Raw genomic sequence first — 15,981 nt, forward strand, 5'->3', positions numbered from 1 at the left:
GCCACTTACGTCAATGGTTCTTACGTACGGCGTACGTACGGCGGCCCGCCCGAGGGCCGCCGGATACGCGCCCGGGTCAGGTGGCGGGGCCGAGCCAGTCGAGGATGAGGCGGTTGACCTCGGCCGGACGTTCGAGGTGCAGGAAGTGCCCCGCGCCGGCCACCTGCTCGGCCCGCGACCCTTCGGGCAGGCGGCTGATCGCGTCCTTGGCGAGGTGGGCGGCCAGGCAGCCGTCCTGGGCGCCGTGCAGGTAGAGGACGGGGCCGGTGACCCCGTTGTCGGCCTCCGGGTAGCGGCCCGACGGCGGCACGGTGCCGAGCATGGCGCGGTAGTAGCCGATGGCGGCCGACAGGTTGGCGGGCTCGCCGATGCTGCGCCGCAGGAAGGCGAGGTCCTCGCTCGCGTCGTAGCCGGGCGACCAGTCGTGCCACAGGTTCTCGAAGAAACCGGGCGCGGCGGCGGCCGGCTCGGCCAGCGGCGTCTGGAAGAGGAAGATGTAGAACGAGCGCTTGAGCTGCTCGTACTCCAGGAAGGCGGCGCCGAGCGCGCCGGGCGGCGGCACGGCGAGCGTGACGGCGCGGCGGAAGCGGCCGGCGGTGGCGTAGGCGGGGAAGGCGCCCCAGTCGTGGCCGATGACGACGGCGTCGTCACCGCCGCCGAGCTCCTCGTGCAGCGCGCGTACGTCGGCGACCAGCGCGGCGGTCTCGTACGCGGCGTCGGCGGGGACCTCGGTGGGCGCGTAGCCGCGCATGAAGGGGGCGACCGCGCGGTAGCCGCGTTCGGCCAGCGCGGGCATCAGGTGCCGCCAGGTGTGCGCGGTGTCGGGGAAGCCGTGCAGGCACAGCGCCAGCGGCCCCTCCCCCAGTGTCAGATACGCGAACTCCACACCGTTGGCGTGGATCGTCCTGATCTCCATGACTGCGAAACCTAGCACGCCGCCGCTCGCCCGACCGGGGTTCCCCGGTTCACTCAGAACGTGTAGCGCAGGTGCTTGACCCCGTTGATGAAGTTGGACAGCAGGAAGTCGGGCTCGCCCACCGCCTTGATCCCGGGCAGGCGGGTGAACAGCTCGCGGAACATCACGGTCATCTCCCTGCGCGCGAGGTGCGCGCCCAGGCAGTAGTGCGGGCCGGGGCCGCCGAAACCGACGTGGGGGTTGGGGTCGCGGGTGATGTCGAAGGCGTCGGGGTCTTCGAACACCCTCTCGTCGCGGTTGGCCGAGGTGTAGAAGAGCAGCACCTTGTCGCCCTTGCGGTAGGGGACGCCGTTCAGCTCATGGTCGCGGGTCAGCGTGCGGCGGAACTGGATCACGGGCGTCGCGTACCGGACGATCTCGTCGCACGCACCCGCGATGCGGCCGTCGAAGTCGGCCAGCAGCAGCTCGCGCTGCTCCGGGTGGTCGGTGAAGAGCTTCAGCCCGTACGCGATGGCGTTGCGGGTCGTCTCGCTGCCCGCCACCACGAGCAGGATGAAGAACGAGCCCAGCTCCTGCGAGCTGAGCCGCTCGTCTCCGTTGACCAGCAGGCTGACCAGGTCGCCCGTGGGCCGCCTGCGCCGCTCGTCGCCGAGGCGGGCGGCCAGCCTGTTGAGCGCGTGGCCGGCGCGCAGCAGCTTGGCCAGGCCACGGGCCACCTTGACGCGGCTGAAGCCCGGGTCGATGCCGGTGTACTCGGGGTCGGCGTTGCCGAGGATGACGTTCGTACGCCGCAGCACCGCGTCGTGATGGCTCGCGGGGATGCCCATCATGTCGCAGATGACGCGTACCGGAAGGCGGGCCGCCACCTGCGCCACGAAGTCGCCAGGACCTTCGGCGACGGCCTGGTCCACGATCTCGGCGGCGGCCCGCGCGAGGTCCTCTTCCATCTTGGCCAGCACGCGCGGCGTGAACGCCCGCGAGACGATGCGGCGCAGCCTGGCGTGCCGCGGGTCGTCCATGTTGATCATGGAGCCGAAGTAGACGCTCAGCCAGCGCGGCATGTCGGGGATGCTGTTGGAGCACGGCTCGCTGCTGAAGACGGCGGCGTCGCGGCTGGCCGCGGTCACGTCGGCGTGGCGGACCAGGGCGTAGTAGCCGGGCCCGCCGCCGACGAACGGCACCGCCTGCTCGGGCACGAACACCGGGCGGTCGAGCTCGCGCAGCCGCCGGAACGCCTCCATGCGCTCGGCCTGCGGGCGTGCCCAGAACGGGATCTGTGACAGGTCAAGCTCCGCGGGCAGCGTCATACCGACGAGCCTACGCAAGTGACCACTTACGTCAAGCCTTGTGCCCCCTGATCAGGTCAGCGGCCTTCTCCCCGATCATGATCGCGGGGGCGTGGGTGTGGCCCCTGTTGAGCGTCGGCATGATCGACACGTCCGCCACCCGCAGGCCCTCCACGCCGCGCACGCGCAGCGCCGGGTCCACCACCGAGGCGTCGTCGGCGCCCATCCGGCAGGTGCCGACCGGGTGGTAGAGGGTCTCGCCGCGCTCGCGTACCCACTGGGCCAGCTCCTCGTCGGTCTCCGGACCCCAGTATGGCTCCATCGGCCCGCCCGCGTACGGCTTCATCGCCGCCGTCGCGAACACCTCCTTGGCCCGCTTCAGCCCCGCGACCAGCCGCCTGACGTCTGCCTCCGCCGACAGGTAGGCCGGGTCGATGACGACGTCGCGGCCGTTCAGCCCGATCCTGCCGCGGCTCTCCGGCTGCAGCAGCACCACGCCGACGGTCAGGCCGTGCCCGGTCGGCGGGGTGAGCCCGTGGTCCTTGAACGGCACCGGCGCGAACACCAGCTCGACGTCCGGCGCGGGCTCCGCCTCCGAGGTCCTGATGAACGCGACCGCCTCGCCCACGTTCGTGGTGAGCATGCCGGAGCGCAGCACGATGTAGCGCAGCAGGTTGGGGACCGACTCGGCCTTGGTCAGCGTCACCGGCTGCAGGCACTCGACGAACACGCCGGTCGAGAGGTGGTCCTGGAGGTTCTTGCCGACCTCGGGCAGCTCGTGCACGACCGGCACCCCGGCGTCGCGCAGCTCGCCGGCCGCCCCGATGCCCGAGCGCATCAGCAGGTAAGGCGAGCCGACGGCCCCGGCCGCCAGCACCACCTCCAGCCGGGCCTTGATGTGGGCGCCGCCGCTGTGCTCGACGCCGGTCGCCCGCCTGCCGTCGAACGTCACCCGCGTCACCGTGGCGTCGGTGACGACGTGCAGGTTGGGCCGGTTCGCGGCCGGGCGCAGGTAGGCGTCGGCCGAGCTCCACCGCCTGCCCCTGTTCTGGGTGACGGGGGTCGGGCTGTAGCCCTCGTTGGAGCGGCCGTTCAGCTCGGCGAGCCGGGTCATGCCCAGCTCCTCGCAGGCCGCGAGGAACGCCGCCGTCGTCACGTTGGGGCTGCGCAGCTCGGAGATGTAGAGGGGGCCCGAGGTGCCGTAGACGCCGCCGCGGTTGCTGCCGACGCGGTGCTCGGCCCGGTGGAAGTACGGCAGCACGTCGTCGTACGCCCAGCCGGGGATGCCCCACTGGTCGTAGTCCTGCTGGCAGCCGCGCACCCACATCTGCGCGTTCATCGAGGACGAACCGCCCAGCACCCGGCCGCGCGGCCAATAGAGCTCACGGCCCGACATCTCACTCTGCTTGGCGGTGGTGAAGTTCCAGTCGTAGCCGGTCCTGAAGAGCTTGGGAAAGCCCGCCGGCATGCGGATCTCCAGCTTGTCGTCCTTGCCCCCCGCCTCGACCAGCGCCACGGACAGCCCCGGATCCTCCGAGAGCCGGTTGGCCAGCACGCACCCCGCAGAGCCGGCCCCGACGATGACGTAGTCGTACTCCATTGGTCTCCTCCACGGGGCTGGACAACTTGTTCCCTGCTTACTCCACGCCTCGGGAACGCGTCCATATCCACTTGTGACCTGCTCTACCTACCAGCCGGTATGGCGGCCCTGCGAAGATGACCGCGAAGCCGTTCTATAGGGAGGCGTCATGCTCAACCTGTCGATCGTCCTGGAGGACAGCGCCAGGAACACCCCCGACGGCACCGCGATCGTCTTCGGCGACATGCGGCTGCCGTACTCCATGATCGACACAGTGGCCAACCAGGTCGCGAACCTGCTGGTGGCGCGCGGTATCACCAAGGGCGACAAGGTCGCGCTGGCCTGCCCGAACCTGCCGTACTTCCCGTTCGTCTACTTCGGCATCCTGAAGGCCGGCGCGACCGTCGTGCCGCTCAACGTGCTGCTGCAGTCGCGCGAGATCGCCTACCACCTCGACGACAGCGACGCCAAGGCGCTGTTCTGCTTCGAGGGCACGCCGGAGCTGCCGCTCGGCGAGCGCGGCAAGGCGGGGTTCGAGGCGTCCGAGGGGTGCGAGCACTTCTTCGTGCTGCCCGCGACCCCGCTCGCCACGGAGTCCCCGTACGGCGAGTCGATCTGGGCCGCGCTCGGCGGGATGGCCTCCGAGTTCGAGACCGTGCAGACCGCCCCCGACGACACGGCGGTGATCCTCTACACCTCCGGCACCACCGGCCAGCCCAAGGGCGCCGAGCTCAGCCACCAGAACATGCTGATGAACGCCATGGTCAGCGACAAGATGTTCCCCGCCCCCGAGGAGGGCCACGACACCTACCTGGCGGTGCTGCCGCTGTTCCACTCCTTCGGCCAGACGGTGGTGATGAACACCGGCTTCCTGCGCGGCGCGACCGTCGTGCTGATGCCGCGGTTCGAGCCGGGCGAGGCGCTGGCGCTGATGGTAAAGGAGAACGTGACGTTCTTCGCCGGCGTGCCCACGATGTACTGGGGCATGCTGACGAAGGTCCACGCCGAGGGGCTGGAGGTGCCGCGCTCGCTGCGGGTCGCGGTGGCGGGCGGCGCGGCCTCCCCGGTCGAGGTGCTCAACGACTTCGAGCGCACGTTCGGCGTCGGCATCCTCGAGGGGTACGGCCTGTCCGAGACCGCCCCCGTCGCGAGCTTCAACCAGCCGGGCCGGCCCACCAAGCCCGGCACCATCGGCACCCCCATCTGGGGCGTGGAGATGAAGCTGGTCGACGGTGACTGGAAGACGGTCGAGGGCGAGGGGCCGGGTGAGATCGCGATCCGCGGCCACAACATCATGAAGGGCTACTACGGCAGGGCCGAGGCGACGGCCGAGGTGATGCGGGACGGCTGGTTCCGTACGGGGGACATCGCGACCCGCGACGCCGACGGCTACTACTCGATCATCGACCGCGCCAAGGACATGATCATCCGGGGCGGCTTCAACGTCTATCCGCGCGAGCTCGAAGAGGTGCTCGTCACGCATGAGGCCGTCTCGCTGGCCGCCGTCGTCGGCGTCCCGCACGAGTCGCACGGCGAGGAGATCAAGGCGTACGTCATCCGCACCCCGGGCGCCACGATCACCGAGGACGAGCTGATCGCCTGGTGCAAGGAGAACATGGCGGCGTACAAGTACCCCCGCGTCATCGAGTTCCGCGACTCGCTGCCGATGACCGCCACCGGCAAGATCCTCAAGCGCGAACTGCGCTGACCGAGCGTGAGCGCCGCGCCGCCCCCGGGGGCGGCGCGGCGCGCCCGGCCGCGGCCGATCACGTCGTCGCGGACGTGCTCGCCGCCGTCGAGCCGACGTGGCCGAGTTCGTGCAGTGGTTCCGTGCCCCGCACGCGCGCACGCCGAGGTGGCCTGGCGCGGGCTCCACGGCACGCTGGAGCAGCTCGCCCACGACGGCTGAGCGTCGAAAGTTTCACGCCCTGCCGCGCTCGGCCGGGCTCTCGCGGCAGCTCACGGCCTCCTGGTCAGGACGGACGCACCAGGCCCATTGCGGTGCCGAAATTTTCTTTGGACACTCGCAATATTTCGGCTGCCGATGCGAGAGGATCTCGATGAAGCTGAAAGCTCGACTGGCCGGAGCCGTGATAGCCGCCCTGGCGCTCGTGGTCGCCGGTCTCATCACCGCGCCCCCGGCCTCCTCGGCGCAACTCACCGAGGTGACCGGGTTCGGGACGAACCCCACCAACCTCCGCATGCACCTGTACGTCCCCGACGGCGTCCCCGCCCGCCCCGCGCTGCTGGTGGCCGTGCACTACTGCACCGGCTCAGGCCCCGCCTTCTACTCGGGCACGGAGTTCGCCCGGCTCGCCGACCAGCACAAGTTCGTCGTCATCTACCCGTCGGCGACCAGGAGCGGCTCCTGCTTCGACGTCTCATCGCCGCAGGCGCTGCGGCACGACGGCGGCAGTGACCCGGTCGGGATCATCTCCATGGTCAGGTACGTCCAGCAGCGCTACGACACCGACCCCGACCGTACGTTCGTCACCGGCGCCTCGTCCGGCGCCATGATGACCAACGTCCTGCTCGGCGACTACCCCGACGTGTTCAAGGCCGGGGCGGCGTTCAGCGGCGTGCCGTTCGCCTGCTTCGCCACCACCGACGGATCGAGCTGGAACAGCGCCTGCGCCAACGGCCAGATCAGCAGGACTCCGCAGCAGTGGGGCGACCTCGTACGCGCGGCCTACCCCGGCTACAGCGGCCCCCGCCCGCGCATGCAGATCTGGCACGGCACCGAGGACGGCACGCTGCGCTACCCCAACTTCCAGGAGCAGATCAAGCAGTGGACCGACGTCCACGGCCTGAGCCAGACCCCGAGCCTGACCGACCAGCCGCGCTCCGGCTGGACCAGGACCCGCTACGGCGGCACCGGCACGCAGGCCCCCGTCGAGGCGATCAGCCTGCAGGGCGTCGGTCACAGCCTGCCCCAGGGCGGGATGGCGGCCATGGTCATCGACTTCTTCGGCCTGTCGGACGGCGGCCAGGACCCGGACCCGACCGTCACGCCCACTCCCCCGCCGCCGGGCGCCTGCCAGGTGACGTACACGATGAACACCTGGAACACCGGCTTCACCGCCGAGGTGAAGATCGCGAACACCAGCCAGTCGCCGGTGTCGTCGTGGACGCTCGGCTTCGCACTGCCCGCCGGCCAGACGGTCACCTCCGCGTGGAACGCCACGATCACGCCGACCAGCGGCCAGGTGAGCGCGCGCAACGTCTCCTACAACGGGACGATCGCGCCGGGCGGCTCGGCGTCGTTCGGCTTCCAGGGCACGCACAACGGCAACACCGGCAAACCCCCCGCATTCACCCTGAACGGCGCCGCCTGCTCCTGAGCAACCGGTCGCTTGTCGGTAACGACTTCTCCTTTACCGGGTAACCGCTTGCCCCAGCGCCGAGGGTAGCCATACGGTCACTTTAAGCAGTTGGGGGACAACGAAGGAGAACGAGCACGTGGGCAGGCACGCGAAGCCCCACAATCCGTCGAAGGAGCAGCCGCAGGAGACGCAGGAGGACGCCCAGAACGAGCATCCTCCGAGCCGGGGGCGGCACGCGAAGCACACGAAGGACAGGCACCGCTGCACGGCGACGACGGGCGAGCAGGCCGCCGTCTCCTCCTGACGTCACGGGGGTCATGACACGGCTCCCGGGCCTTCCAGGCCCGGGAGCCGTGTCATGAACGGGATCAGCGCCGGCTATCAGGGCCAGTCGCGGGCCGGACGCAGCGGCACGCCGGAGCGGCCGTTCTCGTCGAGCTTGACGCCGAGCACCTGGTGCAGCTGCACCTTGTTGCGCTCGAAGCCCACGATGCAGCCGGCCATGTAGAGGGCCCACACGCGGGCGGTGCCCATGCCGACCTCCTCGACCGCGGCCTCCCAGTTGTCGTCGAGGTTGTCGCACCAGTGGCGCAGCGTCTTGGCGTAGTGCTCGCGCAGGTTCTCCTGGTGGCGGATCTCGAAGCCGAGGTCCTCCATCTGCCTGATGAGCCAGCCCACCGACTCGAGCTCGCCGTCGGGGAAGACGTAGCGGTTGATGAAGCCGCCCTTGTTGAAGGTCTTCTCCTTGCCGGTCGGCCGGGTGATGCAGTGGTTGAGCAGGCGGCCGCCGGTCTTGAGCTTGCTGTAGAGGAACTCGAAGTAGCCGGGCACGTTGGCCTTGCCGATGTGCTCGGTCAGGCCGATCGAGCTGACCGCGTCGAAGCCCGACTCCGTGACGTCGCGGTAGTCCATGAAGCGGACCTCGGCGAGGTCCTGCAGCCCGGCGTCGGCGATGGCCTTCTGGGCCCACTCGGCCTGCTGGCGGCTCAGCGTGACGCCGAGCCCCTTGACGCCGTAGTGCTTGGCGGCGTGCATGACCATGCCGCCCCAGCCGCAGCCGACGTCGAGCAGGCGCATGCCGGGCTGGAGCCCGAGCTTGCGCGCCACCAGGTCGAACTTCGCGAACTGCGCCTCTTCCAGCGAGGAGTCCTCGCTGGGGAAGCAGGCGCAGGTGTAGGCCATCGACGGGCCCAGCACCCACTCGTAGAAGCGGTTGGAGACGTCGTAGTGGTGGTGGATGGCCTCCGCGTCACGCTGCTTGGCGTGCCGCGAGCCGAGCTTGGCCAGCGCGCTCTGGCGCATCTCCTGCGGGGGCGGCGGCACCCGCATGAGCAGCGGCTTGACGCCCAGCGACTTGACGGCGGCGATCTTCTCGGACGTCGTCAGGTCGTTGGTCGTGATGTTCCACATCCGGTCCAGCAGCGTGTACATGTCGCCGTGGACATCGAGGTGTCCCGAGATGTACGCCCGGGCCAGGCCCAGCTCGCCCGGTGCGTGGGCCAGGTGCGCGACCGCGATCGGGGACTTGACCTCGATGGCCAGGTCGGCGCCGTCGGGCCCCGCCTTGCTGCCGTCGTAGGCCATGAACGCGATGTTCGCATCGGAGCCGACGATCTTTTCAAAGATGGATGCCAGAGCCATCAACTCACCTTCCCCGTACACACTTTTCGTACAGGTCGAGCAGGCGTCCGTTGGGGTCGTATTCCTGCTTGACCGGCCAATAGGCATCGCCGTTGTAGAGCTGCCAGAACTGCTCACGCACGTAGAACGAGGTCGAGTAGAGCGACTTGTGGCCGTCGAGATCGTGTACGGAACGCTCGATGAGCCGGTTGTAGTAACCGTCGAACTGGCCGCGCGGCAGCGGCACCATTCCCCAGAATCCGAAGTTGACGTAGAGCTTGCCCGGCTCGAGCGGGTAGAGCGGCCACCGTGTCTCTGCGCGCAGCGGGCACATCCACACCGGAGTCATGCCCACCTTCTCGTGGAAGAACTCCAGGAATTCGGCCCCGCGCTCGACGGGCGTCTCGACGTCCTGGATGACCGATTCGCTCACGGGTTGGCCGCGCCACCGGTCGACGCGGGCGGTCAGGCCGTATTTCCGGTCGAGCGCGACCAGACGGCGGTAGACGTCGGAGCGCATCCACCGGCGCGGCATGAGCGAGCGCACCACCGGCTGCTGCACCCCGAACGCCCGCGAGCACCAGAACCAGTCGGTGTCCCAGCGCCACAGGTAGTCGCGGATGGTCAGCCAGTCGCGGCTGCGCTGCTGGATCGACTGGTAGTAGATCCGCATGCCGGTGTAGTCGGAGACGTAGGGGGCGCGCTCGGCGAAGCGGCCGAGCGTGATGTACATCTCGCCGGGGCCGAAGAAGACGCCGTCGACGAAGTCGACGCTCTCGCCCTCGTGCACCATGCTGTCGCAGATCTCCTGCATGGCCAGCATGCACTTGCCCGCGTCGGTGAACTTGACGTGGGTCAGGTGCACGTACGGCTGGACCTTGCGCAGCTTGATGCGGATGCGCAGCGCGTAGCCGAGCGTGCCGTAGGAGTTGGGGAAGGCGCGGAACAGCTCGTGGTGCTCGTTGTCGTCGCGGGCCACGATGACGCGGCCGTCGCCGGTGAGGATCTCGAGCTCCTCGACCGACTCGTGCGGCAGGCCGTCCCTGAAGCTGGTGGACTCGATGCCGAGCCCGGTCACGGCGCCGCCCAGCGTGATGGTCTTGAGCTGCGGCACGACGTACGGCATGAGCCCGTACGGCAGCGTGGCGTCCACGAGGTGCTCGTAGGTCGTCATGCCCTGCACCTCGGCGGTCATCGTCTCGGGATCGACGCTGATGACCTCGTCGAGATCGCGGGCCGAGAGCTTGGCCGTCTTGGCGCCGTCGCGGAACCTGAACAGGTTGGACGTGGCCTTGGCCAGCCGGGGAGCGGCGTCACCCGGGATCTCGGCGTAGGACTGCCGGATCTGCTCTACTGCCCGTCGGTGTGTCGACATCGTCGTCGTCACGGCCCCTCCTCCGTCGGTGCCGTGACCGCCTGGTGCCCCTCGGGCACGCGTCGCTCGTTCACGTAGCACCCCCTTGAGCTGGTAGAGATCGTCCGTAGCACGTTATCTCCATGCGACCGAACGGAACAGACCGGGGTCGTTAAAGACACGAAAACTGTTCATCGTGCCAGGTCGATCGCCTATTTGATAGGTTATTGGGCAAATTTCCGGAAGATCACCGGTTCGACGCCGTTCAGCACCCCGTCCACCTCACGGCCCTCGACAGCGGCGGCGAGGTTGCCGAGGGTGACGGTCAGCAGCCGCCCGGTCGATTCGGCGGTGACGCCGGCGACGTGCGGCGAGAGCAGCACGTTCGGCAGGTCACGCAGCGGATCTCCGGCCGGCAGCGGCTCCACGTCGAACACGTCGAGCGCGGCGCCCCCGAGCCGGCCCTCGCTCAGCGCGGCCACCAGCGCCTTCTGGTCGACCACGCCGCCCCTCGCGCCGTTGACCAGCAGCGCGCCCTGCTTCATGCGGCCGGGGTCGATGAGGCCGCAGGTCTGCGCGGACAGCGCGATGACGACGACCACGACGTCGGAGGTGGACACGAGCGTGTCGAGGTCGGTGAAGCCGGGGTCGGAGCGCGGCGTGCGGGTCCAGTAGGACACCTCGCAGCCGAGCGCGCGGAACATCTCGGCGCAGCCGGCGCCGATCGGGCCGTAGCCGACCACGCCGACCCGGCGGCCGCGCAGCTCGTGGGGCTGCAGGCTCTGCTGCGGCCACTCGCCCGCGCGTACGGCGGCGTCGGCCGCGGCCAGCCTGCGCAGCAACGCCAGCGTGGCGGCCAGGCACCACTCGGCGACCGCCACGGCGCTGACGCCCGGCGTGTTGGCCAGCGGCACCCCGGCCGCGGCCAGCGCGTCGAGGTCATGGCCGTCGACGCCGACCGACGGCTGCTGCACGAACGCCAGCCGGGGCGCGGCCCTGACCGCCTCGGCGTCCATGACGAGCGTGCCCGTCCAGTCGCCGAGCACGATCTCCGCGTCGGGCAGCGCCGCGAGCAGCCCCGCGCGGTCGCGCGAGCCGGGCACCCTGACGGTCACCCGGTCGCCGAGCGGCGCCAGCAGGCCGCGGACGAACTCTTCGGGAAGGGGCGGCAGGGCCAGCAGGTTCCAGGCGGTCATGCCCCCACAGTAAAGCTGCCGATCACCTGTCGCATCAGTGCTCTGTTACGCAGCCACTGCTCCTCGGCGACCGTCCACGACAGCACGTACGCGGCCTCGTCCGTGGCCACGGCCCGGCGGATCTCGTGGTAGCGGGCGCCCGGTCGCACCCAGGGGGCGTCGTTGTCCTGCCCCGCGATCCAGGTGAACTCCCACTCCACGGCCTTGACACCCTTGTGATTGACCGTGCGCTGCCCCCGGTTGACCACCGTGCGGGCGTTCTGCCGGAACGTCTCCTGCGAGTCGCGCATGAGCTGGTGGGGGTCGAGCTGCCCGTAGACCGCCTCCACGCCGAGGTGGGCGTTGCGGTCGCGGCGCGTCCACTCCGTGTACGCCTCGCCGAGCGCGCCCCGCCACCCGGTCGGCCGCAGGATCGCCCAGCCGTCACGGGACTTCCACACCCGCACCAGCGGCGCCCGCCTGGTCGCGCTGGGCGTGGGGGTCGGCGTCGCGCTCGGCGTCGCCGTGGGCGTGGCTGTCGGCGTGATGGGCTTGGTCGCGGCGGCCGGCTGCGCGGTGGCCCGGGGCGTGCCCTCGGCGGGCGAGGCCGTCCTGAAGTACGCGACCGCGCCGCCCGTCAGCACCAGCACCACCGTGGCCGCCGCGGCGAGCAGGGCCCGGCCTGGACCCTGGCCCTTGCGCTCGGGCGGGTCGAGGTCCGCGGTCGCCGGCTTGGCCGCGATGATGGCGGCGAGCAGCCGGTCGGCCTCCTCGGCGTCCACCCGGTCCTGGGGCTCCTTCCGCAGCAGGCCCTTCAGGATCGGATGCATGATCGGCGGGATGCGGCGGTAGTCGGGCTCCTCGCTGAGCAGCGCGTTGAGCGTGGCCATGGGGTCGCCGCGCTCGAACGGCGAGCGGCCGACCATGCAGGCGTACAGCGTGGCGCCCAGCGACCACAGGTCGGAGGCGGGGCCCGCGTTCTCGGCGCGCACCCGCTCGGGGGCGAGGAAGCTCGGTGAGCCCGTCACCATGCCGGTGCTGGTCAGCGAGACGTCGCCCTCGACGGTCGCGATGCCGAAGTCCATCAGCACCGCGCGGCCGTCGTCGGCCAGCAGGATGTTGCTGGGCTTGACGTCGCGGTGCAGGATGCCGGCCTCGTGGGCGGCCCGCAGCGCCGACAGCACCTGCCGGCCCAGATCGGCCGCCTCGCGCACCGGCAGCGCGCCCGTGGTGAGCACGACCTGCTCCACCGACGGGTGGCTGACCAGCTCCATCACGATCCAGGGCCGGCCACCCTCCTCGACGACGTCGTAGATCGCGACGACGGAGGGATGGTTGAGCTTGGCCGCCGTACGGGCCTCGCGGGCGGTCCGCAGGAGCTGGCGCTCTTTGTCGCCCGCCGACAGGTTGTCAGGCAGCAGCACTTCTTTGATGGCGACCTGCCGGTTGAGCAGTGTGTCGCGGCCTTCCCACACCACGCCCATCCCGCCGCGGCCCAGTTCGCGCAGCAACTGGTAGCGCCCTGCGATGAGCCGGTTGCTCTCCGAAACCATGTCCTACCCCTGTAGCGGCGCGCGTGCGCCTGCTGCAGACGACCGCCGTACGGCCGCCTGTAGACCACCCGAACAGTGGGCAAGTTTCCCATACCTGCCCGGACTTCGCGGGAAGGTCGGCAAGGCCGCTTGCACGAGATCACCGAATGTTGTTCTACTTGGGCGGGATCCCTACCGAGGAGAGGCCGATGCCCGAGACTAGCCGAGGTCCGCTGTCCGGCGTGCGCGTGCTGGAGCTCGCCGGGCTCGCGCCCGGGCCGTTCGCCGGGATGATGCTCGCCGACCATGGCGCCGACGTGCTGCGCGTCGACCGGGTCGGCGCCGTGCGCGACGCCCCCCGCAGGGACGTCATGGACCGCGGCAAGCACACGATCGGGCTCGACCTCAAGTCGCCCGAGGGCGTGGCCGCGTTCAAGGAGCTGGTCGCGAACGCCGACGTGGTGATCGAGGTGTTCCGGCCCGGAGTGGCCGAACGGCTCGGCATCGGGCCCGACGACCTGCACGCCGTCAACGAGCGGCTCGTCTACGGCCGGATGACCGGCTGGGGGCAGGACGGGCCGCTCGCCCCGACCGCCGGGCACGACATCGACTACATCGCGATCTCCGGCGTGCTGTCGATGCTCGGCCGCGCGGGCGACAAGCCGACCCCGCCGATCAACATACTCGGCGACTTCGCCGGCGGCGGGCTCATGCTGGCCTACGGCGTGCTGCTGGCCCTGTACGAGCGCGAGCGCACCGGTAAGGGCCGGGTGATCGACGCGGCCATGGTGGACGGCTCCGCCGCCCTGTTCGCGATGTTCTACCAGGCCGTCCAGAGCGGCGGCTGGGGACCGCGCGGCACCAATCTGCTCGACACCGGGGCGCCGCAGTACGACACGTACGAGACCGCCGACGGCCGATATGTCGCCGTGGGGGCCTTGGAGCCGAAGTTCTGGGCCGAGCTGCTGCGCCTCATGGGCCTCGACGGCGACCCCGATCTCCCCGACAGGAACGACCCCGCCCAGTGGCCCGCGCTCCGGGCCCGGCTGGCCGGGGTGTTCCGCACGCGCACGCGCGCCGAGTGGGAGGAGATCTTCGACGGGTCCGACGCCTGCGTCTCACCGGTCCTGTCCATGACCGAGGCCGCCACGCATCCGCACAACGTGGCGCGCGGCTCGTTCGTCGAGGTCGGCGGCGTCACCCAGCCCGCGCCCGCCCCGCGCCTGCTCGGCGCCCCCGCTCCCGGCCTCTCCCCCGCCACCCGGCTGGAGGACCTGTCGGACTGGGGCCTGTCAGCCGAGCAGGCGGCCAAGCTCCGCGATCAGGGGGTGCTCGCCTGACCTTCGGCGCGCGCGTACTCCTTGAGCGCGACCGACTCGTGCAGCCGCGCGCTCTTGCCGCCCAGCTTGGCCGCGGCCCTGGTGACGGCCGTGGGCAGCAGGTTGATCAGGCTCGCGGCGCGGGTGAGCGTCCACAGGTCGAAGCGGCCGGCCGGGACCAGCCGCTTGGCCGCACCGACGGCGAACGTGCGGCTCTGGAGCACATAAGGGGCGATCTCGGTCTCGTACGCGGGGTAGGCCCGCGTGTGGTCGCCCCCGTACGCGGCCAGCTCCCCCGCCAGCACGTACGCCCCCACGACGGCCAGGCTGGTGCTGCCCCCGACGGCCGGCCCCGGGCAGTAGCCGGCGTCGCCCACGAGCGTCACCCGCCCGCGTGACCAGGTGTCCAGCCGCAGCTGGGTGATCGAGTCGAAGTAGAAGGCGGGCGCGCGCTCCGCCTCGTCCAGCAGCCGCGGCACCTCCCATCCCGCGCCGGCGAAGCGGGCCCGCAGCAGCTCCTTCTGCCGGGCGACGTCCCGGTGGTGGTAGCCGAGCGGCTCCGGCGTCCTGAACAGGAACACCGCCCGCGCGTCCGGCATGCGCGCGGCGCCGTACACGGCGGCCATCCTGCCCACGCCCGCGAGGCCCTCCATGCGCCCGTCGAGCCCCAGGTAGTTGGGGATCGAGGCGACGGCCAGGTACGCGCCGATCCAGCTCGTGTAGCGCTCCTCGGGGCCGAAGACGAGGCGGCGCACGTTGGAGTGCAGGCCGTCGGCGCCGATCACCAGGTCGTACCTGGCCGGTCCGCCGCGCTCGAACGTCACCTCTCCGCTGTCGGAGATCGCGGTGATGGAGTCGCCGAAGACGTACTCGGCGTCGTGGCGGGTGGCGTCGTAGAAGATCTCGCTGAGGTCGTCGCGCATGATCTCGACGTGCCGGTCGGAGAAGGCGCCCATGACGCGGCCGACCTCCACGTCGACGGGGCGGCGGCCGCCCTCGACGTGCATGGTGAGCCGTTCCGTGCCGGTCTTGGCCGCGACCACCCGCTCCAGCACGCCCATCCGTTCCACGATCTCCATGGCGGGCCTGAACAGGTCGACCGCGTGACCGCCCGTCTTGCGCAGCGCGGGCGCGCGCTCGACGACCGTCACGTCGAAACCATGACGGACCAGCCAGTACGCGAGAACGGGCCCCGCGACGCTGGCCCCCGAGATGAGAACCCTCATGACGCCTCCTTACCTATCGTTAAGTAAGGAGCCTAGCATCTGACTTAACGGTAGGTAAGGGTAATCTTGGTTCATGCCCAGTGACACCAAGGCGCGCATCCAGGCGGTGGCCCGCGAACTGTTCGTCGAGCAGGGCGTCCAGAACACCAGCCTGCGCCAGATCTCCGAACGCCTGGGCATCACCAAGCCCGCGCTCTATTACCACTTCTCCTCACGCGACGACCTGGTCCGGAGCATCGTGGCGCCGATGATCGAGGACATGGAGCGGTTCGTACGCGACCGGGCACCCGGGCTCGCGCCGCGCGAGCTGCTCGACGCCTACTTCGCGATGGTCTGGCGGCACCGCGACGTCATCGTGATGATGGTCCGCGAGCTGGCCACGCTCGGCCAGCTCGACCTGGGCACGCGCATGTTCGAATGGCGGCGCGAGCTGATCGTCATGCTGATGGGGGCGGACCTCACGCAGGCCCAGCACATCAGGGCGACGGTGGCGCTGGGCGGGCTGTCGGACTGCGCGGTCGAATACGCGCACCTGCCGCTGGAGGAGGTCAAGCCGGCGGCCGTCGAAGCGGCGGCCGCCGTACTCGGTCTCTGATCAGACTGCTCGGTTCCTGCTCAGATGGTCTCTGTCAGACGTGCTCGGTCTCTGAT

13 protein-coding genes are annotated in these 15,981 nt (G+C 70.4%); 5 read left to right on the top strand and 8 right to left on the bottom strand.

Features of this window, described 5'->3' with window-relative positions; translation table 11 throughout:
• Positions 1-76 precede the first annotated feature (76 nt).
• From AB0K12_RS09585 to AB0K12_RS09595, 3 genes are read right to left on the bottom strand one after another with little or no spacing between them, the layout of a single operon-like run.
• Positions 77-916: an alpha/beta hydrolase gene (locus AB0K12_RS09585; RefSeq protein ID WP_364557436.1), complete on the bottom strand. Its 840-nt coding sequence runs from the start codon at positions 914-916 to the stop codon at positions 77-79.
• A gap of 53 nt (positions 917-969) precedes the next feature.
• Positions 970-2,223: a cytochrome P450 gene (locus AB0K12_RS09590; protein WP_364557439.1), complete on the bottom strand. Its 1,254-nt coding sequence runs from the start codon at positions 2,221-2,223 to the stop codon at positions 970-972.
• A 31-nt stretch (positions 2,224-2,254) separates the two neighbouring features.
• On the bottom strand, positions 2,255-3,802 hold the full coding sequence (locus tag AB0K12_RS09595) for a GMC family oxidoreductase N-terminal domain-containing protein (RefSeq protein ID WP_364557442.1): 1,548 nt from the start codon (positions 3,800-3,802) through the stop codon (positions 2,255-2,257).
• A 148-nt stretch (positions 3,803-3,950) separates the two neighbouring features.
• Between AB0K12_RS09595 and AB0K12_RS09600 the strand changes: the two genes are divergently transcribed.
• The 3 genes from AB0K12_RS09600 to AB0K12_RS09610 all read left to right on the top strand — a co-directional run bounded on the left by AB0K12_RS09600 (position 3,951) and on the right by AB0K12_RS09610 (position 7,408).
• A complete protein-coding gene (locus AB0K12_RS09600) occupies positions 3,951-5,489 on the top strand; it encodes a long-chain fatty acid--CoA ligase (protein WP_364557445.1) in 1,539 nt (512 codons plus the stop codon).
• Between the two features lie 352 nt (positions 5,490-5,841).
• Positions 5,842-7,122, top strand: coding sequence for a PHB depolymerase family esterase (locus AB0K12_RS09605; RefSeq protein WP_364557448.1), 1,281 nt, complete (start codon positions 5,842-5,844; stop codon positions 7,120-7,122).
• Between the two features lie 118 nt (positions 7,123-7,240).
• Positions 7,241-7,408, top strand: a complete 168-nt coding sequence (locus tag AB0K12_RS09610; protein WP_364557450.1) for a hypothetical protein — start codon at positions 7,241-7,243, stop codon at positions 7,406-7,408.
• Positions 7,409-7,485: 77 nt separating this feature from the next.
• On the opposite strand, the gene AB0K12_RS09615 is transcribed toward AB0K12_RS09610, so the two are convergent.
• The 4 genes from AB0K12_RS09615 to AB0K12_RS09630 all read right to left on the bottom strand — a co-directional run bounded on the left by AB0K12_RS09615 (position 7,486) and on the right by AB0K12_RS09630 (position 12,806).
• Entirely contained in the window at positions 7,486-8,745 is a 1,260-nt protein-coding gene (locus AB0K12_RS09615; protein ID WP_364557453.1) for a cyclopropane-fatty-acyl-phospholipid synthase family protein, read from the bottom strand.
• Between the two features lie 4 nt (positions 8,746-8,749).
• The gene (locus AB0K12_RS09620) at positions 8,750-10,099 is read right to left on the bottom strand and encodes an FAD-binding oxidoreductase (RefSeq protein WP_364557770.1); all 1,350 of its coding nucleotides are present in this window, start codon (positions 10,097-10,099) and stop codon (positions 8,750-8,752) included.
• 203 nt (positions 10,100-10,302) lie between these two features.
• Positions 10,303-11,274 carry an NAD(P)-dependent oxidoreductase gene (locus AB0K12_RS09625; RefSeq protein WP_364557456.1) on the bottom strand — a complete coding sequence of 324 codons (972 nt, stop codon included), beginning with the start codon at positions 11,272-11,274 and terminating at the stop codon, positions 10,303-10,305.
• Positions 11,271-12,806 carry a serine/threonine-protein kinase gene (locus AB0K12_RS09630; protein WP_364557459.1) on the bottom strand — a complete coding sequence of 512 codons (1,536 nt, stop codon included), beginning with the start codon at positions 12,804-12,806 and terminating at the stop codon, positions 11,271-11,273. Before AB0K12_RS09630 ends, AB0K12_RS09625 begins: the two co-directional genes overlap by 4 nt.
• Positions 12,807-12,994: 188 nt before the next feature.
• On the opposite strand from AB0K12_RS09630, the gene AB0K12_RS09635 reads away from it, so the two are divergent.
• Complete coding sequence (locus AB0K12_RS09635) at positions 12,995-14,125, top strand: CaiB/BaiF CoA-transferase family protein (RefSeq protein ID WP_364557462.1); 1,131 nt, start codon at positions 12,995-12,997, stop codon at positions 14,123-14,125.
• Here AB0K12_RS09635 and AB0K12_RS09640 read toward each other — a convergent pair.
• Positions 14,107-15,330, bottom strand: a complete 1,224-nt coding sequence (locus tag AB0K12_RS09640) for an FAD-dependent monooxygenase (RefSeq protein WP_364557465.1) — start codon at positions 15,328-15,330, stop codon at positions 14,107-14,109. The two genes, AB0K12_RS09635 and AB0K12_RS09640, sit on opposite strands and share 19 nt — an antisense overlap.
• A 73-nt stretch (positions 15,331-15,403) precedes the next feature.
• Here AB0K12_RS09640 and AB0K12_RS09645 point away from each other — a divergent pair, with 73 nt between their 5' ends.
• The gene (locus tag AB0K12_RS09645; protein ID WP_355413010.1) at positions 15,404-15,925 is read left to right on the top strand and encodes a helix-turn-helix domain-containing protein; all 522 of its coding nucleotides are present in this window, start codon (positions 15,404-15,406) and stop codon (positions 15,923-15,925) included.
• Positions 15,926-15,981 lie beyond the last annotated feature (56 nt).

Origin of the sequence: Nonomuraea sp. NPDC049419, assembly GCF_040676995.1 — a bacterium.
Classification (GTDB): Bacteria; Actinomycetota; Actinomycetes; order Streptosporangiales; family Streptosporangiaceae; genus Nonomuraea; species Nonomuraea salmonea.